General features: G+C 33.3%; 21 protein-coding genes, 1 pseudogene and 1 other annotated feature. Of the genes and pseudogenes, 3 read left to right on the forward strand and 19 right to left on the reverse strand.

Annotation, left to right across the window (positions count from 1 at the left end; translation table 11 throughout):
• The first annotated feature begins 83 nt into the window (after positions 1–83).
• Positions 84–1,586 carry an IS66 family transposase gene (gene tnpC / locus JNUCC83_RS04650; protein WP_454461054.1) on the forward strand — a complete coding sequence of 501 codons (1,503 nt, stop codon included), beginning with the start codon at positions 84–86 and terminating at the stop codon, positions 1,584–1,586.
• A 282-nt stretch (positions 1,587–1,868) separates the two neighbouring features.
• On the opposite strand, the gene JNUCC83_RS04655 is transcribed toward tnpC, so the two are convergent.
• Positions 1,869–5,525: a YobI family P-loop NTPase gene (locus tag JNUCC83_RS04655; protein ID WP_454461055.1), complete on the reverse strand. Its 3,657-nt coding sequence runs from the start codon at positions 5,523–5,525 to the stop codon at positions 1,869–1,871.
• Positions 5,526–5,585: 60 nt separating this feature from the next.
• Positions 5,586–7,136 (reverse strand): hypothetical protein, encoded by a 1,551-nt coding sequence (locus JNUCC83_RS04660; protein WP_454461056.1) that lies wholly within the window; start codon positions 7,134–7,136, stop codon positions 5,586–5,588.
• Positions 7,137–7,457: 321 nt separating this feature from the next.
• On the opposite strand from JNUCC83_RS04660, the pseudogene JNUCC83_RS04665 reads away from it, so the two are divergent.
• A pseudogene (locus tag JNUCC83_RS04665) lies at positions 7,458–8,142 on the forward strand (IS30 family transposase).
• Between the two features lie 164 nt (positions 8,143–8,306).
• Here the strand turns inward: JNUCC83_RS04665 and JNUCC83_RS04670 are convergent.
• The 10 genes from JNUCC83_RS04670 to JNUCC83_RS04715 all read right to left on the reverse strand — a co-directional run bounded on the left by JNUCC83_RS04670 (position 8,307) and on the right by JNUCC83_RS04715 (position 18,505).
• Positions 8,307–8,933 (reverse strand): IS256 family transposase, encoded by a 627-nt coding sequence (locus JNUCC83_RS04670; protein WP_454461057.1) that lies wholly within the window; start codon positions 8,931–8,933, stop codon positions 8,307–8,309.
• A gap of 195 nt (positions 8,934–9,128) precedes the next feature.
• Complete coding sequence (gene sufB, locus JNUCC83_RS04675; protein WP_454461058.1) at positions 9,129–10,523, reverse strand: Fe-S cluster assembly protein SufB; 1,395 nt, start codon at positions 10,521–10,523, stop codon at positions 9,129–9,131.
• 14 nt (positions 10,524–10,537) lie between these two features.
• On the reverse strand, positions 10,538–11,011 hold the full coding sequence (sufU, locus tag JNUCC83_RS04680) for a Fe-S cluster assembly sulfur transfer protein SufU (protein ID WP_454461059.1): 474 nt from the start codon (positions 11,009–11,011) through the stop codon (positions 10,538–10,540).
• Entirely contained in the window at positions 10,998–12,230 is a 1,233-nt protein-coding gene (locus JNUCC83_RS04685) for a cysteine desulfurase (RefSeq protein WP_454461060.1), read from the reverse strand. Before JNUCC83_RS04685 ends, sufU begins: the two co-directional genes overlap by 14 nt.
• Positions 12,231–13,520: a Fe-S cluster assembly protein SufD gene (sufD, locus tag JNUCC83_RS04690; RefSeq protein WP_454461061.1), complete on the reverse strand. Its 1,290-nt coding sequence runs from the start codon at positions 13,518–13,520 to the stop codon at positions 12,231–12,233.
• 17 nt (positions 13,521–13,537) lie between these two features.
• Positions 13,538–14,311: a Fe-S cluster assembly ATPase SufC gene (gene sufC / locus JNUCC83_RS04695; protein ID WP_454461062.1), complete on the reverse strand. Its 774-nt coding sequence runs from the start codon at positions 14,309–14,311 to the stop codon at positions 13,538–13,540.
• Positions 14,312–14,505: 194 nt separating this feature from the next.
• The gene (locus tag JNUCC83_RS04700; protein ID WP_454461063.1) at positions 14,506–15,687 is read right to left on the reverse strand and encodes a cation:proton antiporter; all 1,182 of its coding nucleotides are present in this window, start codon (positions 15,685–15,687) and stop codon (positions 14,506–14,508) included.
• Positions 15,688–15,920: 233 nt separating this feature from the next.
• A complete protein-coding gene (locus tag JNUCC83_RS04705) occupies positions 15,921–16,766 on the reverse strand; it encodes a MetQ/NlpA family ABC transporter substrate-binding protein (RefSeq protein WP_454461064.1) in 846 nt (281 codons plus the stop codon).
• Positions 16,767–16,785: 19 nt separating this feature from the next.
• A complete protein-coding gene (locus JNUCC83_RS04710) occupies positions 16,786–17,475 on the reverse strand; it encodes a methionine ABC transporter permease (protein ID WP_454461065.1) in 690 nt (229 codons plus the stop codon).
• Position 17,476: 1 nt separating this feature from the next.
• A complete protein-coding gene (locus tag JNUCC83_RS04715) occupies positions 17,477–18,505 on the reverse strand; it encodes a methionine ABC transporter ATP-binding protein (protein WP_454461066.1) in 1,029 nt (342 codons plus the stop codon).
• 64 nt (positions 18,506–18,569) lie between these two features.
• Positions 18,570–18,824 (reverse strand) — a binding site (T-box leader).
• Positions 18,825–18,992: 168 nt separating this feature from the next.
• On the opposite strand from JNUCC83_RS04715, the gene deoC reads away from it, so the two are divergent.
• On the forward strand, positions 18,993–19,640 hold the full coding sequence (gene deoC, locus JNUCC83_RS04720) for a deoxyribose-phosphate aldolase (protein WP_454461067.1): 648 nt from the start codon (positions 18,993–18,995) through the stop codon (positions 19,638–19,640).
• 55 nt (positions 19,641–19,695) lie between these two features.
• Here deoC and JNUCC83_RS04725 read toward each other — a convergent pair whose 3' ends face one another.
• From JNUCC83_RS04725 to JNUCC83_RS04755, 7 genes are all read right to left on the reverse strand, one after another.
• Positions 19,696–20,700, reverse strand: coding sequence for an SIS domain-containing protein (locus JNUCC83_RS04725; RefSeq protein ID WP_454461068.1), 1,005 nt, complete (start codon positions 20,698–20,700; stop codon positions 19,696–19,698).
• A 36-nt stretch (positions 20,701–20,736) separates the two neighbouring features.
• Entirely contained in the window at positions 20,737–21,558 is an 822-nt protein-coding gene (locus JNUCC83_RS04730) for a PTS system mannose/fructose/sorbose family transporter subunit IID (protein ID WP_454461069.1), read from the reverse strand.
• Complete coding sequence (locus tag JNUCC83_RS04735; RefSeq protein ID WP_454461070.1) at positions 21,545–22,333, reverse strand: PTS mannose/fructose/sorbose/N-acetylgalactosamine transporter subunit IIC; 789 nt, start codon at positions 22,331–22,333, stop codon at positions 21,545–21,547. Before JNUCC83_RS04735 ends, JNUCC83_RS04730 begins: the two co-directional genes overlap by 14 nt.
• Positions 22,334–22,351: 18 nt before the next feature.
• On the reverse strand, positions 22,352–23,110 hold the full coding sequence (locus JNUCC83_RS04740; protein WP_454461328.1) for a sugar phosphate isomerase/epimerase family protein: 759 nt from the start codon (positions 23,108–23,110) through the stop codon (positions 22,352–22,354).
• 80 nt (positions 23,111–23,190) lie between these two features.
• Positions 23,191–23,661, reverse strand: coding sequence for a PTS sugar transporter subunit IIB (locus JNUCC83_RS04745; RefSeq protein ID WP_454461071.1), 471 nt, complete (start codon positions 23,659–23,661; stop codon positions 23,191–23,193).
• Between the two features lie 11 nt (positions 23,662–23,672).
• A complete protein-coding gene (locus JNUCC83_RS04750; RefSeq protein WP_454461072.1) occupies positions 23,673–24,098 on the reverse strand; it encodes a PTS sugar transporter subunit IIA in 426 nt (141 codons plus the stop codon).
• 69 nt (positions 24,099–24,167) lie between these two features.
• Positions 24,168–26,939: a sigma-54-dependent transcriptional regulator gene (locus JNUCC83_RS04755; RefSeq protein ID WP_454461073.1), complete on the reverse strand. Its 2,772-nt coding sequence runs from the start codon at positions 26,937–26,939 to the stop codon at positions 24,168–24,170.
• Positions 26,940–26,947: the final 8 nt, after the last annotated feature.

Here is a 26,947-nt window from a genome sequence, read left to right on the forward strand (position 1 = left end):
ATCTGTCATTTTAGATGCTTATTTGTTTTAAAAAATGTACAATGAAAGAAACTAAGAGAATATAATGATTTGAGGTGATTTCTTTGTCTGAGTTAGAAGAAAAACTTTTAAAACAAGTTGAAGCATTATCTAATGAATTGTCACTATTAAGAGAGCAAAATGAATTCCTAATGAAAAAACTATTTGGTCGTTCGTCTGAGAGAAATACGGATGATAAAAATCAAATAGATTTATTTGATGATGACTCGTCTTTTAATCTAGCAGAGACAACTGAAGAAAAAACCGTCTTTGAGGAAATTAAGTATAAACGAAAAAAGAAAAAAGGTTATAAAGCTGAACTAACAAAGGATTTACCCATAAAAGAGATACATTGTGACCTTCAGGGTCACGAGTGTACCTGTGATTGGTGTTGTACCTCTTTAAAGCACATAGGTAAAACTAAAATAAGAGAAGAAGTCGTTTTTGTTCCTGCAAAGATGTATAAAGAAGTTTACTATCAACACGCTTATGAGTGTCCCACTTGTAAAAAAGATGGTGTTGATACGATAAAGAAAGCAAGCGTACCTAAACAACCGATAACATATAGTTTAGCTTCTCCGTCTGTATTAGCCCAATTGATTCATCAAAAAATTGAAATGAGTTTACCTTTTTATCGTCAAGAAAAAGAATGGGAAGCCTACGAATTACGTGTTCCACGTCGAACACAGGCTAATTGGTTCATTACCTCTTGTGAGAAGTGGTTGACTCCCATTTGGAATGAGTTAAAGAGACAACTTGTAAAAGAGAAATTCATTCATGCAGATGAAACTCATTACAATGTTTTATCTAGCGATAAACAAAAATCGTACTTTTGGCTATTTCGAACGATTGAACAAACTGAACACCCTATTATCTTGTATCATCATGAACTTAGTCGTAAAAGTAGCGTGGCCAAAAATTTTCTACATGATTTTTCAGGCTATCTTCATTGTGATGGCTATAATGCTTATAGATCTGTAGATAATGTGGTACTTGTGAATTGTTGGGCTCATGTGAGAAGAAAATTTTTTGAAGCAAAAGATTCATCTTCAAAAGAGACTCCCGCTAAGCAAGGCGCTGCTTACTGCGACAAGCTCTTTCAGATTGAAAAAGAGATAAGAGAATTAAATGATGCAGAAAAATATCAATTACGACTAGCTAAAAGCCAACCAATTATTGATGACTTTTGGCAATGGATTGACTCTTTTGTCACTTTACCTGGATCAAAACTAGGCAAAGCAGTTAACTACGCTCTTAACATGAAAGAAGGTTTGATGGCTTTTATGAGGGACGGTCGTTGTGCGCTATCCAATAATTTAGCAGAGCGAAGTATTCGACCTATGACTATAGGGAGGAAGAACTGGCTATTTTCAGCTAGCGAGAGCGGAGCAGTAGCTAATGGTGTTGCATACAGTATCGTTGAAACAGCTAAAGCCAACGGCTTGGTTCCAACTAAATATTTACAGTATCTGTTTAAACAACTTCCAAATATCGAAGATATATCAGACTCTGACATACTGGAAGCTTATTTACCATGGTCAGATCAAGTACAACTTAATTGTCGATAGAAATAGGGATCCACTTGTCATAGCATGACACAGCGAATCCCTATTTGGCATATACTCTATTACTTCCCGCTTACGTCTTAAAATAGAAAAATCCCATGAAATCAGTTTACTAAAACACTGATTTCATGGGATTTCTGTTTTGTTAATTTAGTGATTTTCATTTAAAAACTTACTTTTGGGTCAGCCTCAATCAAAGAACAAAAGTTCAATCGTAGTTAGATACGGAGTTAAATCAAAATAGCATGGGCGTGCAAATTTTTGGCAGAATTTTAAAATTATACTTTATTGCATTTTATACTTGATTATAACTTTATCAGAATTAATTTCATATTCAATAAGCTTTTTTTCATTTAGTAATTTTACTATAGCCAAAAAGTCCACTGAAAGGGTTCTTTGTCCCTTACGATTGGCAATTAGAGATACAATTTTTTCGGCTTCTTTCTTATTGAATCTCAACTCATTCAACATCCTGCTAACTTCATTTTCAAATTTACTGACTGTGATTGGAATATCTAAAGCTTTCAAGTAATTAACTATTAAATCTATTGAATAATCTTTTCCTGCTCTACTATCATTTAATAATAATGAGATACCTTCTCTCTGCTTCTCAACATTATCAATCTTTTTCAGTATTTTAATGACTTCATCAGTATTCCAACCTAGCATCTCAGAATAAACTTCATTTTTCTTTTCTTCAAATAGATATAAAAGTACTTCCGAATCGCATAATAAAATATTGTCGAAAGAGTACTCAACTTTATCATGTTTAAACAAGATAACAAGTTTTTCTTTTGAGGTAATATGCTCAATGCTTTCTAACCGATCATCATACAGTACAATATATCTTTCAAACATTTCGATTTGAATTGCATCATTTTTGAGAATTCCAATGTAAATTTTTGATTCAAGTTCTTCATTCTGGTTAAATAAGTTTTGATCTTTGTACAATAGTTCAAAATCAAACTCTTCATTTCCTAAAATACTATCAATCAGCTCAAATTGTGTCTCACCTTCTTCGATAAGCGATTCATAAACAAAAAGAATATTTTTATATGAATGTTCGTATAATTTAACATGCTTGGAAATCCTATTGACTTTATCAAAACTTAATTCCAAATCTTCTAATGACGGGAAAATAACTGGATTAAATGAAATAATAAATTGAATAACATTTTCAAATTCTCCCTCATCACAGCTTCTAAGCCATTTAAACAAAAAATCCTCATCCCATTTGTTTGATAGATTTAGGAGCTCTCCATTTCCTTTGATAAATTCTCTTAGTTTAATACTATTTTGTATGAGGTATTCTATATATACTTCATATTTCTTTATAGATTTTGACTCAAGTTTTCGACGAATAAATGTAATGTTTTCGTATGAAAATTCATAATAGTTATGTTCATAAATAAACATTAAGAAATCTGAATCATTGATAGTTGAAAGTTCTTTCACTTTAATCTCATCAACCAACTTATAAGCTCTTTTTACTATATCAGAACTTTCATCATCAAAAATTGGAATGAAGCTGCCAATATCATTGTTGAGAGTAGTTAGCCATTCACGATTATCAAAATTTTCATTTCTAAAAATTAACCCTTCATATTTCTTTAGAATAGGATTGAGTAAACTTCTATACCCTATTTTAACTTTATTTAATATATAGCTAAGCGTTAATGGTGTCGACAAATTAGCTATGCTTTGCTCTATCAATACTAGGTAAAAAAATTCTTTGAATTCAGTACCTGTAAGAGGAACAGTATTTTTTATTGAAATTTGTTTTAATATACCTTCAATAGTAATATTATTAATGCTTTCAAAATTATCGTTCAGCCAATTTATTAATTTTAGTAAGGCTTTCTTATTATTTAATTCAGTAACATTTTTTAAAATAAAATCGAGTTTATCCATTCCATTTTCGAAATTAAAATCCAAAAAAGTTTGCAAAAAGATTGGATGATTAACTGCATTTATTTTTAACTGAGTGGTTTTATCAGAAAGCAAGTCTTTAGTATATATCCATTCAAGAATAAACACGTTCAAACCATTAGACTCAACAATTTTTTCTAACTTCATTTTTGAGAGTATCGTATTAAAATCATAAAGTACTAAAGTAAAAAAATTCGTTTGAGCATCGTATAGGTTAAAACTTTTAATAAACATTGCATCGTTAACTTCAAGGTAATTACTGGAGATATACATATTATAGTCATTTGCATCTAATATACCTTCACGTATCCCCAGTTGAATATAATCAATATCCAAGAATTCTTTGATTGAGAAGTTTGGTCTATTAGGATTCGATACTCTATCATTTTCAACATCTTTGATAATTCTTAAAATGAGATTATTATTCTCCTGATAGTATGAAGAAATAATTTCTGAAACACTTTTGTAGGTTGATGGGGATTTACTTCCTCTTTGTTTCCTATATTCCTTCGCAGAGAAAAGATATTCCATTTGAAGCTCAGATAAATAATCTAATATTTCATACAAATATAGATTGTTAGAGTAGTGACTATTGTATATAATTCTATCTGAATTATTATCCTTGACGGCAGTATAGTTAGGTTCATCCTTAATCATATTCCAGACATTTAAAATTGCTTGAACAGAAATGTTCATATTGTTTTTTTGTGTATTTATATACAGTAATACACGTGAAATAAATTCATCTTTTCGATTGTTTTCAAGCAACTCATACTCTTCATTTATATCATATAGCCTCGCTATAGACTCTAAATCTGAAAATATCTCATGAATCAAATCATAAAAATTGTAGAATCTACTTTTAAGAATGGCATAATAAAACAGCTTTAAATCTTGAAAACCTTCTTTTTCATGGTGCATATCTTTCATAATCTGATAGTCATTGACAACATCAATTAAGATACGAGGTGAGTTTATATACTGAGAAATCATAAATAAATCTTCATCCACCATGTTGTTGCCATCAAGAATATGTGGGAAATGATTTTTTATAAATTCGTAACTATTTTGATTGTCCATTACTGGGGTAACGTTTACTACAAAATCAAAAAATTTAGTTACTCTACTTTTAAAATCCGATTGATATACTTTTCTAATGTTTACTTCATCGTTCCTAGAGTACTCAGAGAATAGACTGTTTCCTACAGCATAGATAAACTTATATGAATTTTCTTCATCATTTCCATTGAGCAAATTATTTACTTCACGCAGCTGCTGAAATATTTTTAGATTCTCATACCTATCAATATCTTCAATGATCAATAATAAATTCTTTTTTTCTCTTTTTAACAAATATATCAAATACTCTAAATAATCAAACTCTTCACTTGCTATGATTTCTGTAGATTTTGCTAGTTCTGCATCTATTGTCGAAGCAATATTGAATTTATTCACTTTAAAACCTGATAATAGTCTAGGGTATAAATACATTACAAAAAGAACGGAAATTACAATCAAGCTAAAATATTTTAGTATCCTAAAAAGTTCAATTGGAATGCCCAACAAAAGTATGTTCTTTAAAAATGGTATTTGAGAGATTAAATCCCTATTTGTAAAAAAAACAACCAGTATAGAAAAAAGAAATCCTAAAATAGCTCCGAATGTTTTCAAGTTCAAATGTAAACCATTAAACTTCAGGATATTATATTCTAAGTCTTTTTTTGGATTTTGGACAATCTGTTTAATTATATTTTTCAAAAGAACTAAACTATCTGTTACATCATCCTCTAGAGTAAGTAGTGAGACATTGATAATGTCATACTCGTTTTTTTTAATTTCATTTTCTACATATGTTCCAATTATTGTACTCTTTCCAGTGCCATAGTCTCCGATAACACCAATATTATTAATTCCATTCTCATCTTTAAAACAAAAATCTAACGCTTTTTTGTATGTGTTATAATTTTTTATGTCTGCCTTTTTCTCTTTAGGTTTCAATGAAAAAAATTGCATTTTCTCACTCCTTTTTAGTTTTTATCCTCTATGAGAAGCATATTTTCTGTTTGGCTTTACCTATAAATTTTTACTTATTAAATTATGTAAATAATTGTCTAGCTTTTTTATCTCTTTGTTATTAGAATAATCATCATACAAATCAAAAACTTTTGAAAAACCACTCCTGAGACTTATACTTATTCCAATATCATTTTGGGGATAAAATCTAAAATTAGGACTTATAAAATAGCCATATTGTTCCAATTCATCAGCATTTAGTGATGAAATCGTCTCAATTAAAGATGTTCTATACTGAATATATTCTATAAATTGTTCCTTTTGGGATATCCAAAGTATTCTCTTTAGATTAAAAATATTGACTATCCATGTGTCTTTATATTCTGTATCTAAAAATTCTTGAGGTGACTCTGATAGGTTTAAATAATCATCTAGAGTTACTACCACCTTGAGAACTCTAATTTTGGAAGTATCAGGTATATCTATTTTTTTCTTCCTTGATTTCTTATCTTCTGAATCATAATAAATAACCGATTTATTGTTAACAATATTTTTTTTTACTCGGTCACATTGCTTACAAGCATGTTTTATTATTTTATTAAAATGTCTATTTAACCTATTAACAGCCTTCTCTTTATTTCTATATACTTCCTTGAAATCTTGTGCTTTACATTCAACAGCTAAAACTATGTCTCCACATCTAACAAAAATATCCTGTTCATTTCCTTGATCATCAAAATATTTTTTGAAGACAGACTCTTCTCCGAAAAAATCTGCCAAAATCTCTTCTAAGTGATCTTCCAAAATATCTCCCTTGACATTATTTGACTTTTCATTTTCTATTAAATGTCTCAATATATTTTCAAAAATGAATTGGCTTTGAGGTATAAAATAACCGTTTTCAAATGCTATTCCAATTTTTCCTTTAAAAATCTTAGGAATATCTGTTGGGTAAACTTTATCCGGATTTATTTCTGAACTATCAATAAATAAACCTGAAAGAATTTCAATAGGCGGGTTGCCACTAAAAATATTATTCATCTGTTCTCTATCTACCCAATCGTTAGTTAAATCTACTATTTCTCCATTAGAATTCTGTCTAGTGTCCGAAGTGAAAAATAATAATAGTTTACTGATATCGTAGATTGAAAAACCATATATTTTTTTTGATAATTCTTCAAAAATAGAGAACATTTCCAGGTAATCACCAGCTGATATTGATGGATAATGAAAATGAAAATTTAAAAACGTAGAAAAAAACTTCCCATCAGAATCTAACATCTGCTGTGTTTGTTGGTTAATATATAATTCATGAAACTTCATAACAAACATTCTAAACACCAAGATTTCATCGCTAAGCCCCTTATTATGCAAAAAAAATGTAAACTTCTTTTTTTTGAAAGAATACGCCATGAACAGCAAAGCTAGATTAGTTGTTAATTTTAATGAAAGATACACATCTTCAGAGTTCATCTTTTTTTGAAAAATAAGTTGATTGAAAATTATTGATCTTTTGTCTATCGGAATGTTCAAATAATATATTTTAGATATTTGTAAAAGATTTTCAATAGTTTCGCACTCTGTTATACGCTCTTTAATAGATTTTCTCATTAGTAAAATACTTCCCTTTTATTTATATTTATACTCTAAGCTTAACAAAAATCACTAAATATTCAAGATAATGGTTATTCTTCAAAATTATGATAGAGCATCTCAAATTAATTATTTCTTCAGATGTAATCATGCTTCCACTCCATCATAGTGATTTTACACACATAGTTTCAATTATAAACGAATACTACTATCCTTGCTAGATGGCTTTATCTCTTTTTTACTACGCCGATTGTAAAATTAAGCTAGACAAATGAAAAATCATTTGTGATACACTCAAATTGTAATTCCGACAAAAGAAAACAAGGAGAGTGCTCACAAATGACCTATACACATCTTACTACAGATGAACTCGTTTTAATAGAATCTTATTATCATATACATAAAAAAGGAATAATTGTTGCTAAGTTATTAAAACGATCAAAACAGACTATTTATAATGTTTACAAAGCTTTTGATGACGGGTTATCTGCACTAGATTACTATAAAAGATATAAAAACAATAAAAAGAAGTGTGGTAGACGTCCTATTTCTTTACCTGATGATGAAACAGAATATATTCAAAAGAAAGTGGTTCAAGGGTGGACTCCAGATGTCATTATTGGTCGTGCGGAGTTTCCTATTTCATGCTCTGTTAGAACTCTTTATAGATTATTTAAACAGGGAACATTTGACGTGTCATCGTTACCTATGAAGGGAAAAAGAAAATCAAATGGTCATAAAGAAAAAAGAGGAAAACAAGCCTTTAAACGAACTATCCATCACATTTGATTGTGGAAAAGAGTTTTCTAACTGGAAATCAGTTAGTAACTTGAATGATATTGATATCTATTTTGCTGATCCAGGGACACCGTCACAACGAGGTTTAAACGAAAATTCTAATGGATTATTACGTAAAGATGGATTACTGAAACATATGGATTTCAACAGCGTTGATGAATCTTTTATTCAATCAATTGCATCAAAAAGAAATAAGATTCCGAGAAAATCGGGTTTGTCAAGTTAAGTGTGTAAGTAATTTTAAATAATAATAGAACGACAATTTGACAATGAGTCGTCCTGTGATAATCTTCGAGGATAAGAGGGCATTTTTAATAAAGCTCTTGTCCCGATAAAAATTCACAGGACGAGAGACTCGTTGTCAAATTATATATATCCAACCTATTTTGATTAGTACCGATTATATTTTTCAACTCGTTTTGAAAAAGAATCATTAACAGTTAATTGATTAAGCACCATAGCCCAATTGTGAACGTGTCCACCTTCCCATTTACTTTGAAGTTCTTTTACTCGAAGATATAGCAGCTTAAGAAGGGCATTCTCATTAGGGAAAGCGCCTTTTTTAGTTACCTTACGGAAACTTGAATGAACACTCTCTACAGCATTTGTTGTGTACATTATTTTTCGAATAGCTGATCCATAATCAAATAGTTGTTCAACATGTTGAAAATTTCTTTTCCAAACATCAACAGCTCCTGGATAAATAGCCCACTTTGTTTGAAAGGTATCAAAAGCTGTTTGAGCAGCTTTTAAAGAAGAAGCGCTGTAAAAAGACTTCATATCCTTACAAACTTCTTTATAACTCTTACTTGGTACATAGCGAAGGGCATTTCTAACTAAATGAACTAAACAACGTTGAACCACAACGCCTGGGAAAATAGCTTTAGCACCATTTTCAAGTCCTGATACGCCGTCCATTGAAATAAATAGAATATCTTCAACCGATTCTGGTTGATAGATGTCAATAATTGATTGAGCTAACTTCGCTGATTTTTGGTCTCTTTTCTTTTTTGCCACAGCTTCTCACTCCTTTAATCTATTGTAAAAAAAGAAAAACCGCGAAGCAACCCACTACCTAGGATGGTAGGTTACTTACACAGTTTATATTACACTCTCAAAAATACAGACCTTTTCACAGACCCCACACTTTTCAGACAAAATAAAAAGGCTAGGAACACCGTTATATCAATGTTCCTAGCACTTATTATTAATCTATCCCACAGACCCTTCCATCTCATATGAAATCAGTCTATTTAATTCAACGGCATATTCCATTGGCAATTCCTTCGTAAATGGTTCCACAAATCCCATCACAATCATCTCTGTCGCTTCTTCTTCTGACAGGCCACGGCTCATCAAGTAGTAAAGTTGTTCTTCAGAGATTTTTGATACTTTGGCTTCATGCTCCAATGCCACATGACTATTGTGGATTTCGTTAAATGGAATCGTATCACTTTTTGATAACTCATCCATAATAATCGTATCACACTCAATATGTGAAATTGATCCTTCACTTTGTTTAGAGAAGGTAACTTGTCCACGATAATTCACTTCTCCGCCATCTTTGGCGATTGATTTAGAAACAATCGAGCTTGATGTGTTTGGTGCGTTGTGAATCATTTTTGCTCCAGTATCTTGAATTTGATTGGCTCCAGCAAACGCAACAGATAACATGGTTCCACGCGCGCCTTCTCCTTCAAGGTAAACACTTGGGTATTTCATTGTTGTTTTAGCCCCTAAGTTTCCATCAATCCATTCCACTGTCGCACCTTGATCTGCACGAGCACGTTTTGTTACTAAGTTGTACACGTTGTCAGACCAGTTTTGGATAGTTGTGTAACGGCAATACGCATCTTTTAAGGTAAAGATTTCCACAATCGCCGCATGCAAACTATTGCTTGAATAAGTTGGTGCGGTACATCCTTCAACGTAATGCACGCTTGCGCCTTCATCAACAATGATCAACGTACGCTCAAACTGTCCAGTATTTTCAGCGTTAATACGGAAGTAAGTTTGTAATGGCACATCTACTCGCACGCCTTTTGGTACATAGATAAATGTTCCACCAGACCATACTGCTGAGTTTAATGCCGCTAATTTATTATCAGTTGGTGGCACTAAAGAGGCAAAATATTGTTTAAATAAATCTGGGTACTCTTTCAATGCGGTATCAGTATCAGTAAAGACGATTCCCAATTTTTGGAATTCTTCTTTCATGTTATGATACACCACTTCTGATTCATACTGCGCACTTGCTCCAGCTAGGTATTTTCGTTCTGCTTCTGGGATCCCAATGCGTTCAAAGGTTTCTTTGATTTTATCTGGCACTTCATCCCAATCACGGGCTGGTTTATCACTTGGTTTTTGATAATAATTAATCCTATCAAAGTCCATGTCGGATAAATCTGGTCCCCATGTTTGCATTGGCATCTTGTGGAATGCTTCCAGTGATTTCAAACGAAACTCTAACATCCATTCTGGTTCTTCTTTTTTAGCCGAAATGGCACGGACAATGTCTTCCGTTAATCCTTCACCTGTTGTATAGATCGGTTGCACATCGTCGTGAAAACCAAATTTATACTCTTCTAATTGTGGTACCTCACTCACTTGGGTCACACTCCTTATTCTTCACTATGTAGTTCTTCGGTTACAACCGTTTGATTTTCTTCAATAATCCCTCGCTCTAATGCTTTCCACGCTAACGTCGCACATTTTATCCTAGCAGGAAATTTTGCCACGCCACCTAACATCTGAGCATCTTTCAAGACTTTTTTCTTCTCGCCAATGTTCTCACCTTGCACCAACTCTAAAAAGTCCGCAATGATTTCAATGGCTTCTTTTTCCGTTTTTCCTTTTACCGCGTCTGTCATCATACTGGCACTTGCCATACTGATTGAACAGCCATGTCCGTCAAAGGCGATATCATCAATTACCCCATCTTTGATCACCAGTTGTAATTGAATCACATCCCCACAGGTTGGGTTATTCAACTCAATTTGACTCGTTGCTTGATCCAATATCCCTTTGTTGTGAGGATGATTGGTATGATCTAAAATCACTTGTCGATAAAGATTATCTAATCTAGATAAAGCCATTTGAGAAAAACTCCTTTGCTGCGATGATTGATTCGACTAATGAATCGGCATCTTCTTTTGTATTGTAAAAATAAAAACTTGCTCTTGCTGTTGAATGAATAGCCAAATAGCGAAGTAATGGCTGAGCACAATGATGTCCCGCTCGAATCGCCACGCCTTGCATGTCTAGTGCGGTTGCCAAATCATGCGGATGCACACCTTTAATGTTAAAGGCAATCACACCAGTATGTTTACTCGCATCTCTTGGCCCATATAACTCAAACCCATCAATCGCTAGTAATTTTGGCAACACATACTCGACTAATTCTTGTTCATGCTTTGTAATCGTATCTAAACCAATCTCTTCCAAATACTTTATCGCACTTGCTAATGCTATTGCACCAGAAATATTCGGTGTGCCGGCTTCAAACTTATACGGCAACTCTGCCCACGTGCTGTAATCATCATAGACAAAATCAATCATCTCACCACCAAACTCGATGGGTGACATTTTTTCAAGCCAAGTTTGTTTACCATATAACACGCCAATACCAGTTGGTGCACACATTTTATGACCACTAAAGGCATAAAAATCGCAATCCAACTCTTGCACAGATACTGTCATATGAGGGGTTGATTGCGCACCGTCAACAACCATCACAGCACCGACTTCATGAGCTAATTTTGCTAAGTCTTTGACAGGATTGACCACACCTAAGACATTCGATGCATGGGCAATCGACACAATTTTCACACCGGATACGATTTTTTCTTTCGCATCAGCCATATCCAACTCACCGTCTTCAGTCAAATCAATATAGATGAGTTCAGCTTGTTTGCGTTTGGCTAACTCTTGCCACGGCACAATATTTGAGTGATGTTCCATGCGACTAATCACAATTTTGTCACCAGCTTCAACAACTAACTCACCAAGTGACCGTGCCACCCAGTTTAATCCAGTTGTCGTCCCGCGTGTAAACAACACTTCTTTCACACTACTCGCATCAATAAATGCTCGCACCGTTTCTCGTGCTGCTTCATATTGACTTGTCGCACGTTCTGCCAGTGTATGCACCCCACGATGTACATTTGCATGACTGGTTTGCATATACGTAACCAAGTCATTAATAACAGGCGTTGGCACATGTGTTGACGCAGCGTTGTCTAAATAGACAAGTGGCTCATCATTTACTTGTTGAAAAAGAATTGGAAAATCTTGTTTGCGTTTAGATACAGTCATTTAATCAGCCAGCTTTCTATCAATTACTTGAACAAACTCCTCTTGAACAGATTTAACAGGGATTGACGTAATCACAGACCCTAAGAATCCACGTGTTACCAATCTTTCTGCTTCTTTTTGAGGAAGTCCTCTACTCATTAAATAATATAATTCTTCTGGGTCAAGACGACCAGCACTTGCTGCGTGTCCTGCTGTTACTTCAAATTCATCAATTAATAAAATCGGGTTCGCGTCACCACGAGCTTTATCAGATAACATTAACACACGACTTTCTTGTTGTGCGTCTGCGCCTTTTGCTCCTTTGATGATGTGACCAATTCCGTTAAAGGTTAACGTGCTTTTCTCACGAATCACACCATGTTGTAAGATGTGACCAATTGAATGTGACGCTCTATTTGTCACACGTGTGTCGATTCCTTGAATTTGACGACCTGTTGCAATCGCGACAACTTTCACTTCCGCATGAGAGCCTTCACCCACAAGTTCTGAGTCAAAATCAGCGACAACATTACCGTCACTCATTAACCCTAACGCCCAGTCGACACTCGCATCACGCATAATGTAGCCACGACGATTTAAGTATGTGTTGACTTCTTTGCCTAGACGGTCAATAGCAGCAAATTTTACTTTTGCTCCTGGTCTAGCAATCACTTCAACCACGATATTCGCTGCTAACTTTTCAGCTGTTTCACCAACTGATTGGAATCTTTCCAAGTATGTTAACTCACTGTTGTCATCAGCGACGATAAGTACATGTTTCACCATGGCACTACTGTCGTTTAGTTGGTGATAAAACAATGATTCAAATGCGTCTTTTACGACCACATTTTTAGGTACGTATAAGAATACCCCACCGTTTAAAAAGGCTGTATGGAACGCCGTTAATTTATCTTCATCACTTGGTACAGCTTTTGTCATGAAATATTTTTCAACTAAGTGGCTGTGCTCTTTCATGGCTGTAAAAATATCAGTAAAAATCACGCCTTGTTCAGCTAATTCGACTGGCATTTGTTCAAAATAAGTTGTCGTGCGACCTTGAATGATTAATGGATTATCTTCTAGTTCTGTAAAAGAAGGCAAAATTTCCTCATTAATCACTTCATTGTTTAATTCACCGACATTCATTAAAGGCCAACGATGGTATTTTACTCGTTCGATCGCTGGTAATTCTAAGTCATCGATTTTATTTAAAGCCTCTTTACGACGTTCTAACATCCATTGTGGTTCTTCCTGACTAGCTGAAAATAATGTCACGTCGTCAAGATAATCAGTTACATTTGCAGATTTCATTTATCTTGTCTCCTTCATTATTCTTCGTTTTCTTCGTAATCAATTCCTAATTCTTCACTGATTCCTTTGTATCCTTCTTCTTCAAGACGTTTAGCTAAATCAGCGCCACCAGTCATCACCACACGGCCATCCATCATAATATGAACCACATCAGGCACGATATAGTTTAATAGACGTTGGTAGTGAGTGATGATAAGTGACCCAAAGTTATCGCCACGCATTTCATTAATGCCTTTTGATACAACTTGTAAGGCATCAATATCAAGACCTGAATCGATTTCATCTAAAATCGCAAACGTTGGTTCTAACATTAATAATTGAAGAATTTCATTACGTTTTTTCTCTCCACCAGAGAATCCTTCGTTTAAGTATCGCTCAGCCATCTCTTCTGGCATATCCAATAATGCCATTTTTTCATCTAGTTTATCTAAAAAGTCCATGACTGAAATTTTATCATCATCCGCACGTTTTGCATTCATTGCCGCACGCATAAATTCTGCGTTTGTAATCCCTGGAATTTCACTTGGGTATTGTACTGCTAAAAATAGACCCGCGCGTGCACGCTCGTCAACTTCCATTTCTAATACGTCTTCACCATCTAAAAGAATGTCTCCTTTAGTGACAGTATAATTTGGATTCCCCATAATTGCAGCAGATAATGTTGATTTACCTGTTCCGTTTGGTCCCATAATGGCATGAATTTCACCTGTTTTCATGGTTAAATTAACACCTTTTAGTATTTCTTTATCTTCTATTGACACATGTAAATCCTTTATTTCTAAAACGGACATGTTTTTCCCTCCAAATTATTACTTTATTAAAAATTTACTCTGGTTCAATTTTAACCTAATTGAGAATGGACTTCAATTCAAATGTTCTTAAATTGCGATGTTTCTTGAAAAATACACACATAAGAATCACTCTCATTTAATATTTTTGTTAAATAACAAAAAAATGCAGACAATATTGTCTACATTTTTCTTTTCTATGATTCATGCACTGATTTTTCTAATTCATCATGTGATTTATCTCCCAAAGAAATTGTCCATTTCAACAATATTGGGGCAATAACTGTGGTAAAGATAATCACTAACACAAGGGACGCATACATTCCTTGATCAATAAACCCTTTTTCAAGTCCTAAAGCAATTAAAATCAAGGCCATTTCTCCACGTGAAATTAAACTTGCACCAATAATAGCGCTGCTGTTGTTATCAAATTTTTCGATTTTCCCACCTATGAATCCACCGACAAATTTCGTAACAATAGCAAGAGCACTAAATATAACAATTAATAATATGTTTTCATTTAATCCATCTAACGTTAATTTTAATCCGATACTAACAAAAAATATTGGAGCAAATAACGCGGAAGTAATACTTGTTACTTTTCTTTCAACATACTCAGCAAATGGTGTTTGTGAGATTAAGATACCTGCAAAGAAGGCACCAATAATATCCGACATACCAATCCAATCCGCTAGAAAACTGAGTAAGAATACCATGATTAAAGAAAAAGCAACATCTCGTTCTGGAACGATAAAGTATGATAATCCTTTAAGAATAATTGGTAAAATAAATTTTCCGAAGATATAAATAAATAGGAAGAACAACACATTTTTAAAAAGAAATGGTAATACATCTGCAGTAGTTGTATTGGGGTTGACTAGATTTAATACTAAATTCAACAAGATAACGACGATAATATCGTCTAAAATAGATGATCCAATAATGATGGATCCTTCTTTAGTTTGTATGAAATTTAACTCTTTGAGTACCTGAATGGCAATACTTAGAGAAGTCGCTCCGAAGATTAGGCCGATAAACATTGATGTGTCTTGAGAGTAACTAAACGACCTTGAAGCAAAGAAAAATACTATGAATGGGATTAAAACCCCTAGAAGACCAGTGATGAGTGATGGTTTAAAATACTTTTTTAATATTTTTAAATCACTTTCTACTCCAGCAATAAACATCAGTAAAATAACTCCCAAATGGGATAATAACTCAATTGATGCATTGTTTTGTATAATGTTAAATACAGATGGTCCGACTAATATACCAACAATTAAACTCCCGACCACCGATGGAAGCCCAAATTTTAGTGCGACACTATCCGCAATTTTTGTAAATAAAATGATTAACCCTAAAACTAATAAAATATCCATAATCTACCTCTTTTCATTTTTAATTTCGTTATATGAACGATTCCATAATGTTATCATTGACATTTTTTATTTCACCTCGCTTTAGTTTTTTTAATCAAACACTACTCTCACAATTAATCGTATAATAAATAAGAAATGATTTCAAGTTTGAACCCTTACATATAAATATGTAGGCTTTTAACATAAAAAAACATGAGTCGCAACTTATCCTTTGCTACTCATGCTTTTTCATGTTATTGATTCACTATTGTGATGGTACCATTCCATTTTTTATTAACAAAATCAACAATTTTTTTATCATGTAACACTTCGACTAATGCTTTTGTTTTATCTGAATCTTTGTCTTCTGTACGAACCGCGATAATATTTGCATATGGTGAGTTGTTATCTTCCACTAAAATACCATCTTTTTCAGGATTCAACCCAATACCTTCAGCAAAGTTAGCATTGATTGCAACTAAATCTCCCTCTTTATTTTGGTATGTCGTTGCCATCATTGCTGGATCAATGTCATACTTAAAAACAAGTTTTTTAGGATTCTCAATAATATCATCAAATGTTGCTGTGGTTAAATCAACCCCATCTTTTACTTTCACAAGTCCAGCTTCTTGAAGCATACCAATCACACGACCCCAATCAGTTTGAGAGTTACTCACTAAAACAGTCGCACCATCTTTTAAGTCTTTAATATCTTTAATTTTTTGTGAATAGAGTGCCATTTTTTCTAAATGAATCGCTCCAGCATTGGCAAAATCATAGCCTTTTTCTTTTACTTCTTTATTAAAGTATGGGATATGTTGGAAATAGTTGGCATCAATTTCTTTTTCAGCTAATGCTTTATTTGGCAAAATGTAATCTTGGAATGTCACGATTTCTAAATCATACCCTTTTTCTTTCAATAATGGTTTTGCTTCTTCTAAAATTTCTGCGTGTGGCGTTGGAGACGCACCGACTTTAATCACTTTATTGTCTTTCGCACTACTTGAAGAGGCACTATCTTTTGTACTACTGTTTCCACATCCTACTAATGTCAAGACAACTAGTGCTGCCACACCCAATTTAATCCATGTTTTTTTCATTTACTTTTCCCCCTAATGTTTAATTTCGTTTATCTGTTAATTTTACTAATAAATCACCTATCCATTGTAAAATAAATACAATGATTAGGATTAATACCGTTGCTACCATAATAATAGTGTGCTTGTTGCCCATAAAACCACCTTGATAAGCAAGCGAGCCTAAACCACCTGCACCAATCGCCCCAGCCATTGCTGTGAAACCAATCATGGTAATAGTTGTCACTGTGATACCAGAGATTAACGCTGGCACACTTTCTGGTATCAATACTTTAAAAATAATCTGTAATTGCGTTGCCCCCATTGCTTCACTGGCTTCAAGTACACCAGGATCCACTTCACGAAATGCTATATCGACAAGTCGTGCGTAAAACGGCGCGGCTGAAATCACCAATGCCGGTAGCGCAGCTGTCGGTCCTAACATTGTCCCTATTAAGGCTTTTGTGATAGGAAACAATAGGATAATCAATATAATAAACGGTATCGAACGAAACGTGTTGCTAATGATTGAGACAATACCGTAAAGTGTCTTACCAAGAGGTTTGTTACTTTTGCCAAAATAATAAAGCATCAGGCCAATGATCAGGCCGATAATTACCACGAAAAATGTTGAAACAAACGTCATATACAATGTTTCTTTGGTTGCTTTGATAAAATCATCCACATTAATTTCACTAAAATTAAAATAAGTTTCTACTAATCCTTTTTCCATGTTAAATCACCTCAACTCCTACGCCGTGTTGCTCAAAATAAACCAAACTTTCTGATATTGTTGCTTCATCACCTGTTAGTTGGACAAGCATGGTACCAAACGAAGAATTATGAGCTTGTCTAAGACTGGCTTGTAAAATATTGACGTTAATATTAAATTCGTGAATGACTTGTGAGATAACAGTCTCTTTTGCTTTGTCTCCCTCAAAAATCAATCGAACGAGTATACCTTCTGGGTAGTTTTTTAACAAATACTGAATCGCTTCTTCATTTTCTTCACTATCTTCTTGAATATCCTGTTTGATAAATCTAGCTGTCACTTCATGTTCCGGGTGTCTAAAGACAGACAACGTATCCCCTGTTTCAATCACTCGACCTGTTTCCATAACAGCGACTTTATTACAAATTTTTCGAATGACATTCATCTCATGCGTGATTAACACAATCGTCAAACCAAGTTGTTTATTGATGTCTAACAACAAATCTAACACTTCTTCTGTGGTTTGTGGATCAAGAGCACTTGTTGCCTCATCGCACAATAGAATTTCTGGATCATTAGTCAATGCTCTAGCTATCCCCACACGTTGTTTTTGCCCACCTGAAAGTTGACTTGGATACGCATTTTCTCGGCCTTCAAGACCAACTAATTTAATCAATTCACGTGCCTTTGTTTTACGTTCAGCTTTTGGTACATGACTAAACTCTAATGGTAATAAGACATTGTCTAACACCGTTCTTGACCATAAAAGATTGAAATGTTGAAAAATCATGCCAACTTTTTTTCGGTAATCTCTTAAACTTTTTCCTTTAAGTGTCGTGATATCCTCACCGTCTACTTCTATCACACCACTAGATGGTTGTTCTAGTAGGTTTAATAAACGAATCAGTGTGCTCTTACCCGCTCCAGAAAAACCAATTACTCCGAAAATATCACCACTTTTTATGGATAAATTAACGTCTTTAACTGCTTCAACGGTTTGTTTTTTGGTTTTATATGTTTTACATACATTCATTAATTCTATTTCACTCACGTTTTTACCTCCTATATACTGATAACAAAAAAGCTTCCGTCCTTTATCTACTTTACACAAGTAAACAAAGGACGAAAGCATTGTTTCGTGTTACCACCTTTTTTTATTATTACCTCACGATAATAATCTTACCCAGTACGCAAGCTGATTGCTTTAAATACTGTTGTCCAGTAACGGGAACTCCCGAAAAATACTAGCAAAACGCGCTCATACTTTTATGCTCAAAGACCATCTTCTATTTCCTTCTTGTTCCTCTTTCTCACCATCCGAGGTCTCTTTATACAGTCCAAAAATATACTCTTCTTTTCAAAGCAATGATTTATATAAAGCATATATTATCAAACGTTATTTTTATTGTCAACTATTTTGTGAGATAATTGTATATTTTACTCGTAGAGTTTGGATTGCTATTCTATACTAATCATTGTAAAATATAAAGGTAGTAATACAGTAGCGTTTACAAATATTATTTGAAGGAGCTAATTTTATGAATTTAGCAAAATATGTCGACCACACATTATTAAAACCAGATGCCACAAGAGAGCAAATCAAAACATTATGCGAAGAAGCTGCAGAATATGATTTCGCCTCAGTTTGTGTCAATCCTTTCTGGGTAAGTTATGCAGCGGAAATTTTAGCCGACGCAAAAGCAAAAGTGTGTACAGTTATTGGGTTCCCTCTAGGAGCAAACACAACAGAAACTAAAGTATTTGAAACAACAAATGCTATTGAAAATGGTGCTGAAGAAATTGATATGGTGATTAATATCGGTGCACTAAAAAATAAAGAATATGACATCGTAGAAAAAGATATTGCAGCAGTTGTTGAAGCAAGTCATCCAAAAGCGATTGTTAAAGTAATTATCGAAACATGTCTTTTAACTGACGAAGAAATCGTTAAAGCGTGTGAATTATCAGTCGCAGCAAATGCTGATTTCGTTAAAACATCTACAGGATTTTCTACAGGTGGTGCAACCCCTGAAGATGTAAAATTGATGAAAGACACTGTTAAAGATAATGCGTTTGTTAAAGCTTCTGGTGGTGTTCGCTCTAAAGAAGATGCCTTCACCATGATTGAAATGGGTGCTGACAGACTTGGAACAAGTTCAGGTATCCTTTTAGTAAAAGAAGATTAATATAAAAAGATCCATCAAACCTTGCTATTAACAAGATTTGATGGATCTTTTTCTTTTAGTAATCAAATTGACGATAATAACGGCGAATATCTAATGGATGACAGTTCAGTTTTTCAACATAAGCATCTATACGTTGTGTCACACAGTGCATTAACAAATATGACAAGACACGTCCTCTATTTTTTTCACTTATACCTTCTACTGGATAATCTTTTGTGTCAATAAAAGTATAGTTAGCACAAATTCTAGGCAAAAGATTTTTTACGCGTTCTGATAATACTCGCTGCTCATCTTCCCCTAAAAATAATGTTACAGGAGTAGTTTCATCAATGACTTCTAAAGTACCATGTAAAAATTCAGCAGAATGAATCGATTTAGAACGTAGCCAACTTTGTTCTTCCCAATAACACATTGCATATGAGTATACTGCCCCCCATTGGTTACCCGCTCCAATAAAATAGTGAATATTATCATGGCGGTGTTTTTCGGCAAATTCTAACCCAAAACTATCCGCTTTCTTTTCAGCCTCAACTAAGCCTTTTGCTAAATGGTTATCTAATTCAGTATAGTACTCTTCATAGTCATCAAAATCGCCATTTCTATTCATTAAACGATCAGCTACCATAAAATATTTAATTTGTTCTGTTCCTAATGGTTCGTAACTAACGACATAATCACATAATTCAGCCAAAGTGCTATCTGCTTTATCGATAAAGCCAAATAGTGTTGCTCCAACGTCTTTTATTTCTTTTACTGCGCGAACAACCTCTTGTGTCGTACCTGTAACTGAAGATAGAATCACTAAAGATTTTTCAGTTAATCGTCTATTTCCTGTTGTATAATACTCTGCTGCATGCTGGATATAAACTGGTAAATCACTTCTCCCATTCATATATGTTACTGCTTGCATACCCGAAGCATATGTTCCACCGATTCCAAGATAAAAAATATTGTCAAACCCATTATCCCACACGCTATCTACAATTTCCTCAACCACAGGTCTTAATTCTAAAGCCCCTTGTATTGTATCAATTTGTTGTTGTTCATTAAATTTAAGCATTACTCTTCCTCCTAATATTTCATTTGTAATTATTTATTATCCTAAAATGCCATACCAAGTAAGTAGGACACCGATAATCGCTGCACCTAAAATTTGCCATAACACATTGACCTTACGTTTATTTAATTTATAGAAAATATATAATACAACTAAACTCATTAATCCTGGCATCATACCATCTAAAACATTTTGTAAAGTTTGCGCTTCTTCACCGCTACCTAATTTCAATGTAAAGTTAATAGCGACCATTTCATTAGTCATTGCACCAATGACCATAACTCCTAATATAGAAGCAGCTTTTTTAAATGTTTCCATCAAACCAGATTCCTGGATTTTGGTTAAATAACCCACCCCTAATTTATAACCTGACATCATGCCGTAGTATCTCAATAAATAAGCTGGAATGTTATAAATCAAGATAAACAAAATAGGGCCTAGTATATTTCCTTTTTCAGCCAATGAAACAGCTAATCCTGTTGCAATCACTCGGATGGTTCCTATGAAAATAGAATCTCCAATACCTGATAAAGGACCCATCAGAGCTGTCTTAATTGAACTAATTGAAGAAATATCAAAATCTTCACTATTAGCGTTTGTTTCCTCCATTGAAGCAACCACTCCACCTATAAAAGGAACAATTTGTGGTGTACAATTAAAAAATTCCATATGTCTTTCTAAAGAATTTGCATATTTTTCTTGATCTTCACCATACAATTTTTTCATTAAAGGTGACATCATATAAGCAAAAGCTAAGTGCATTTGTCTTTCGTAATTCCATCCAAATTCCATCGGTAAAGAGCGCCAAAAAATACGCATCAAATCTTTCTTAGTCACTTTTTTCTCGTTAGAAATCATCATCTTCTTCCACTCCTTGACTCATTGTAGTACTCATCATACCGTTTGATCCTGTGTTACTAAATTTCATAGTAATAAAAATTAAAACCAATCCAAACATTGCCACACCTAAAACTGGAATATTAAGATATGATGACAACAAAAATCCTAAAAAGAAGTAAGGTAAAATAGATTTGTTTAGAATCATTTGCAATAAAATAGCAAACCCAATAGCAGGTAATAAATTAGCTGATACCTCTAACCCAGTAATGATTTTATCTGGTATCATAGACAATACACGCTCAATTTGAGCACTACCTAAATAAAAGCCCAAGAAACATAGTACGCCACGTCTAGTACACTCTAACAATCCAATTATCCACATAGATTTCGTAATCCCGCTTGCCCGTCCATCAGATGCTGCACGGTCTCCGGAATGTGCTATCATCGGAAATATAATACTTAATAAGTTTCCAATAGCTAAAGACAGCATAGCAATTGGCATAGCAATTGTAATTGCAGCACCTACACCTTTTCCTAAACTAATCGCAAATGCCGTTCCAAGAACCCCACCAACAATCACATCCGGCGGCAAATACGCACCCACTGATATCGCACCCATAAAAATCAATTCCAAAGATGCACCAATAATAATGCCTTGTGTCAAATCACCCAATACTAGTCCCACAAGTGGTCCCATGATAATTGGTCGATTCAATAAGTTGGACCCAATCGCAAAATCCATTGGTCCTAAAAAACCAATTAATCCAATTAATAGCGCGGGCATAATGTCTCCCATTACTAATTCCTCCTTAAATTATTGTATTGTTTTCTTCAAATAGCTAATAGCCTTCTTATCAACATCATAGGGATTTAAAAAATAATTACTTTGAGCAAATTCAAATGTCAAAAAGCCTTGATATTCATGTTCTTTTAATGTTGCAATATCTTTTGATACATCTCTTGACCCTTCTCCCCAAGAAAGGTGTCCTGTCGGCTTACCATCAACAAAATGACAATGTTTAATTTTTTGTGGAAATATTCGATAATAATCCTCGATTGTGTCACCTGCTCGTGCCATTGCGCCAAAATCAATATTAACAAACAAGTTATCATGATTGACTTCATGTAAATACAGCTGAATATCTGTCAATGTATTGACTAGCTTTGATTCTTCAGGTTGTAATGCTTCAAAAACAATAGATACACCAAATCTTTCTGCAAATGTGGCAAGATAATTCATTTTATCTACAGAGCGTTTAAATGCTTCCTTAATATCCTCATTATAGTAAGCCCATCCTGAATTCATTGAAATATAAGGACTTTCTAACTCAGAGGCTACTCTAATCACATTTTCAAAATAGCGAATTGCTTTTTCCTGTAAGTATATATCCCTTGATGCTAAATTATATGGTTTTGGATTACTCTGCTCTGGAGTAACACAAATTGTCGTTAAACCATATTGTTTCTGTTTTCGAATAAAATCTTTTGTATTTTGATACGTACACTGATTAACATCAAAATGATGGGTACATGTCCATAGCTCTAAATGTTTAATCCCATTTTTTTTAAAGATTCATAAAAGTAATCAATCGGGAAATATCTATAATAATAATTCATTCCAGCTAATCTTGAAAACCAATCAAATTTTGTCATTTAAAGCACACCTTGAGCAAATATTTTTTTATCAGATGGCACTTGCCTTATTTCTACTTCAATATTATCCTCAATTAGTTCCTTTAATAGATTTTTTTCATCAGCTGTTACGTTCACAGCTTTTGAGATACTTTCTTTCCCTTCACCTGCTTTTGTCCCACCTAAATTAATATGTTTAATGTCAGGATAGGCTTTGGCTAATTTATACGCATCTTTAATTGATTCAACAACGATAAACAATTTATACTTATCAGTTACTCCACTTTGTAATGCTTTTATCGAGTCATCAATATTTTTTATAACTAGCTTAACACCTTGAGGTTTTGCTAATTTAATTGTCGTTTTTCTCAGTTCATTATTTGGTACATCATCATTGGCAATTAAAATACAATCAGTCCCTAAATCTTGTGTCCATGTAAAAGCAACTTGACCATGTAATAATCTATGATCTACTCTCGTTAGTAATATCATGCAATCTCCTCCTAAAATTCTTCTTCTTCTGTTTGTTGATTATTTTTTATCATCTTGTTGCAAAACTGAATCATACATTTACTACTTTCTAATGATTCTTCAATTAATAACTCTATTGGTTGCCCTCCTTCAATTTGGGTCACTAACTCAACTAAAAACGGAAGATTCATACCGGCAACTAGAAAAAGATTTGGCGTATCAATGTACTGCAAAAATTCATTGTTTACACTTCCACCAAAAATATCGGTTACCACAATGATTTCTTTTCCTTGATTAAGGTTTATTATATTATTTACTTCAGTAGCTAAATCAAATGACTCATCTATATAACAATCCAATGTTGCAATACTTGGTTGTTTACCACAAATTAGTTCCAACGACGATAAAATTCCTGATGCAAATTGACCATGAGATGCTAAAATTATTTTTCTATCCAATGTCCCACCTCCTCACATACAAATAAAAGCAAATAGCATGCCAAAAATATATGACAGCTACTTGCTTTTTTAAAAATCAGACTCAATCATTGATTTATCGGTCTTTTTAAAAATAATATCGTAAACATATGCAACTTCAGAATTTGGGACATTGACACTATAATCGCTTTCAATGACACTAAAAGCCTTTTTAATTAAACATAGCTTGTTTTCATGACACTGTACTAACTGATCATATTGACTGTATGTTTCTATAGGCACATTCCTAATTAATCTTTCAATTAAACAACTAATATGTACGTATAAAGCAATTTTAACATTATTGCTCAAAGTCATATTTAATTGAAATTCTACTTCTCTAAAGAAGTCTTCAATTTCATGAATCACTTTATCTGTATCTAAAATTGTGACAGATTGAATCACCTTTTCTAAAGAAAATAGGCGAATAATTTGTTTGTTGAACATAACCTTTTCTTCCTCTGTCATGACGGAGGATAACCCCTCTAATAAACGACTAGTATCTTGCCCAGATATTAATTCTTCAAGCGAGATATACATTAGGTTTTTAATGTCAGGGTTTTCTGTTCCAACTATTCCTAATACATCATAAATTGAAAAAATACCATCCTCTTTTTTATTGACAGATAGGAAATCATAAGGATAAGGAATAATTTTTAAATCACATGAAGGGGGTAAACTTTTTTCAAGTAATTGACTAATCTGCTTTGCAGTTCCGATGCCCGTTTGACATACTGTCAACAATGCTTTTTTTCTATTCTCTTTAGGATAGATAATTTCCCAATCAAGTTTTGCTGATTCAACAGATTGTTCAATCATTTCCTCAAATGGTAATTTTTTTTGGATATTTTCTCCTATAGATAACGCTAATGGCGTACTAACATTGTTAACAACCACAATGGGCGTTTCAATTTGGTTAGGGAAATATTGATATAATTCTCTTAAAGATCCCATGTCAACAAGAATAACTAGTCCATTCGACAAATCATTTCGCGTACAATAGTCAATAATTTCTTCTGAAATTTGCTTAGTAGTTGTTTCCAATGGCATATCAAACGCCTCAAAAACTTCTTTTTCGAGCAACCGATTCACCACATTTGAAATACTGCTAGCTGTTGCATAACCATGAGCCACTATTATAGCTTTTGGTACCCCCTCTTCTTTTTTCCAATCAATTCTTTTAAAATAGAGGGTTAAAATAATATAATCCATTAAGGTAATATCTAAATCAATAAGAGGTTGGCAAATAGTTAAAATACGACTAACATAATGATAACTATCTGGATAGAACTCTTTAACTTCTTGATTCAACTGTTCAATGATGATCGATAGCTCTTTGTTTTCGGCATACCATTTTGTTGATCCTCGTTGAAGTAAATAGTAACTCAATGCATACACACTATTACCATTAAATTGAATACCATAGGCTGTTTGCATTTGCCGAAATGTTTCTCTAATATATTGAGTTATATACACTAATAATTCATAATGCGTTTGTCGTCTGTGAGAAAATAATAACTGATCAAACAAATGATTAATTCGTTCTTTTAACTCATCCTCACAAGACAACAATTGATTATTATGTTCTTGGTAGAGACCAATTATATTCTCAAAAGTTTCAATAACATTATTTTGATTATTTTGACTATCTTTTACCATTTCTTTTAAACCCGTATGTTGCTTAATCAACAATTTATGATCGTCAAAACTATTCACTAACTGTTCAGTATGTTTAACAAGATAACTAGGTAAATAATAGATAGAAATATCCACAACGTTTTTGCTTTTTTGTTCCATAAAAGCTTTAGCAACAGTAACTTTCACGCAATTTTTTAATTCTCCAATATTCCCCTTAAAATGATTCCCAGCTAATAAATTTATTACTTGTGGCGATATACTAATATCTTTTTGAATAATTCGCCTTTCCGAAATAAAAAATGAGTAAATTAATTCTATACGTTCATTTCGACTTCTTTCTTTTATGGAAGGTAATGTAATTTGAACGGGAATCCTTCTAATGAATGTCGTTAAAAAATTGCTTTCAAGATCTTCGGTGGTGGCAAAGAACAACCGAGTGTTTACCTGTATGGGATGACTGTTATCACCTACTCGGTAAATAATATGCTGATCCAAGTAAGTGAATAACTTTTCTTGAGCCTCAGGATTTAACCGATGTACCTCATCAAGAAATAAAATTCCTTCATCAGCTAATTCAAATATTCCTTTTTGTGTTTCATTTGCTCCAGTGAAAGCACCTTTAACGTAGCCAAATAAATTGCTTGTTAATAATTCAGGATTATTCGCATATTGAGAGCAATTTAACGTAATGAATGGCGCATCCTCTTTAATGAGATCATTCTCAATACAATATTCATACACTAGTTTTACTAAATAGCTTTTTCCTGTACCGCTCTCTCCCGTAATCAGAACCGGTAGTCCATTATTTGGATAGTTTAAAGACATTTTTATTTGATCTATTGCCCTATTTAAACTTTTGTCATGACCAATCATTAATGAAAAAAAATCCTTCTCTTTTTTAAAGTAAGGCTTTTCATTTAAAATATCTTGAAAAGAAGCATAGATATTATGTTGAAGCTTAAAATTTTCTTCTTCAAATATACGTTTACTAAGGTAGACAACTGGTCTAGTGTTAATCTTTATCAATATGCCATCAGATGTTAATTGATTGAGATAATGGCTTATTGTATTTCTTTTCACATTAAATAATTCAGCTATTTTAGAAGCTGTAAACACATCACTGACATAATTAAAATTAAAAAAAGACGTTTGATTATCTAAATATGCAATAATTTTTTCTCTCATGTGCTTAA

The organism is Vagococcus sp. JNUCC 83, from assembly GCF_053667615.1.

What these genes read in the sequence shown, in the direction of transcription:
- JNUCC83_RS04655 (WP_454461055.1), bottom strand. Translation starts at nt 5,525, where the DNA reads ATGCAATTTTTTTCATTGAAACCTAAAGAGAAAAAGGCAGACATAAAA.
- JNUCC83_RS04660 (WP_454461056.1), bottom strand. Translation starts at nt 7,136, where the DNA reads ATGAGAAAATCTATTAAAGAGCGTATAACAGAGTGCGAAACTATTGAA.
- sufU (WP_454461059.1), bottom strand. Translation starts at nt 11,011, where the DNA reads ATGGCTTTATCTAGATTAGATAATCTTTATCGACAAGTGATTTTAGAT.
- JNUCC83_RS04685 (WP_454461060.1), bottom strand. Translation starts at nt 12,230, where the DNA reads ATGACTGTATCTAAACGCAAACAAGATTTTCCAATTCTTTTTCAACAA.
- sufD (WP_454461061.1), bottom strand. Translation starts at nt 13,520, where the DNA reads ATGAAATCTGCAAATGTAACTGATTATCTTGACGACGTGACATTATTT.
- sufC (WP_454461062.1), bottom strand. Translation starts at nt 14,311, where the DNA reads ATGTCCGTTTTAGAAATAAAGGATTTACATGTGTCAATAGAAGATAAA.
- JNUCC83_RS04700 (WP_454461063.1), bottom strand. Translation starts at nt 15,687, where the DNA reads ATGGATATTTTATTAGTTTTAGGGTTAATCATTTTATTTACAAAAATT.
- JNUCC83_RS04705 (WP_454461064.1), bottom strand. Translation starts at nt 16,766, where the DNA reads ATGAAAAAAACATGGATTAAATTGGGTGTGGCAGCACTAGTTGTCTTG.
- JNUCC83_RS04710 (WP_454461065.1), bottom strand. Translation starts at nt 17,475, where the DNA reads ATGGAAAAAGGATTAGTAGAAACTTATTTTAATTTTAGTGAAATTAAT.
- deoC (WP_454461067.1), top strand. Translation starts at nt 18,993, where the DNA reads ATGAATTTAGCAAAATATGTCGACCACACATTATTAAAACCAGATGCC.
- JNUCC83_RS04725 (WP_454461068.1), bottom strand. Translation starts at nt 20,700, where the DNA reads ATGCTTAAATTTAATGAACAACAACAAATTGATACAATACAAGGGGCT.
- JNUCC83_RS04730 (WP_454461069.1), bottom strand. Translation starts at nt 21,558, where the DNA reads ATGATGATTTCTAACGAGAAAAAAGTGACTAAGAAAGATTTGATGCGT.
- JNUCC83_RS04735 (WP_454461070.1), bottom strand. Translation starts at nt 22,333, where the DNA reads ATGGGAGACATTATGCCCGCGCTATTAATTGGATTAATTGGTTTTTTA.
- JNUCC83_RS04745 (WP_454461071.1), bottom strand. Translation starts at nt 23,661, where the DNA reads ATGATATTACTAACGAGAGTAGATCATAGATTATTACATGGTCAAGTT.
- JNUCC83_RS04755 (WP_454461073.1), bottom strand. Translation starts at nt 26,939, where the DNA reads ATGAGAGAAAAAATTATTGCATATTTAGATAATCAAACGTCTTTTTTT.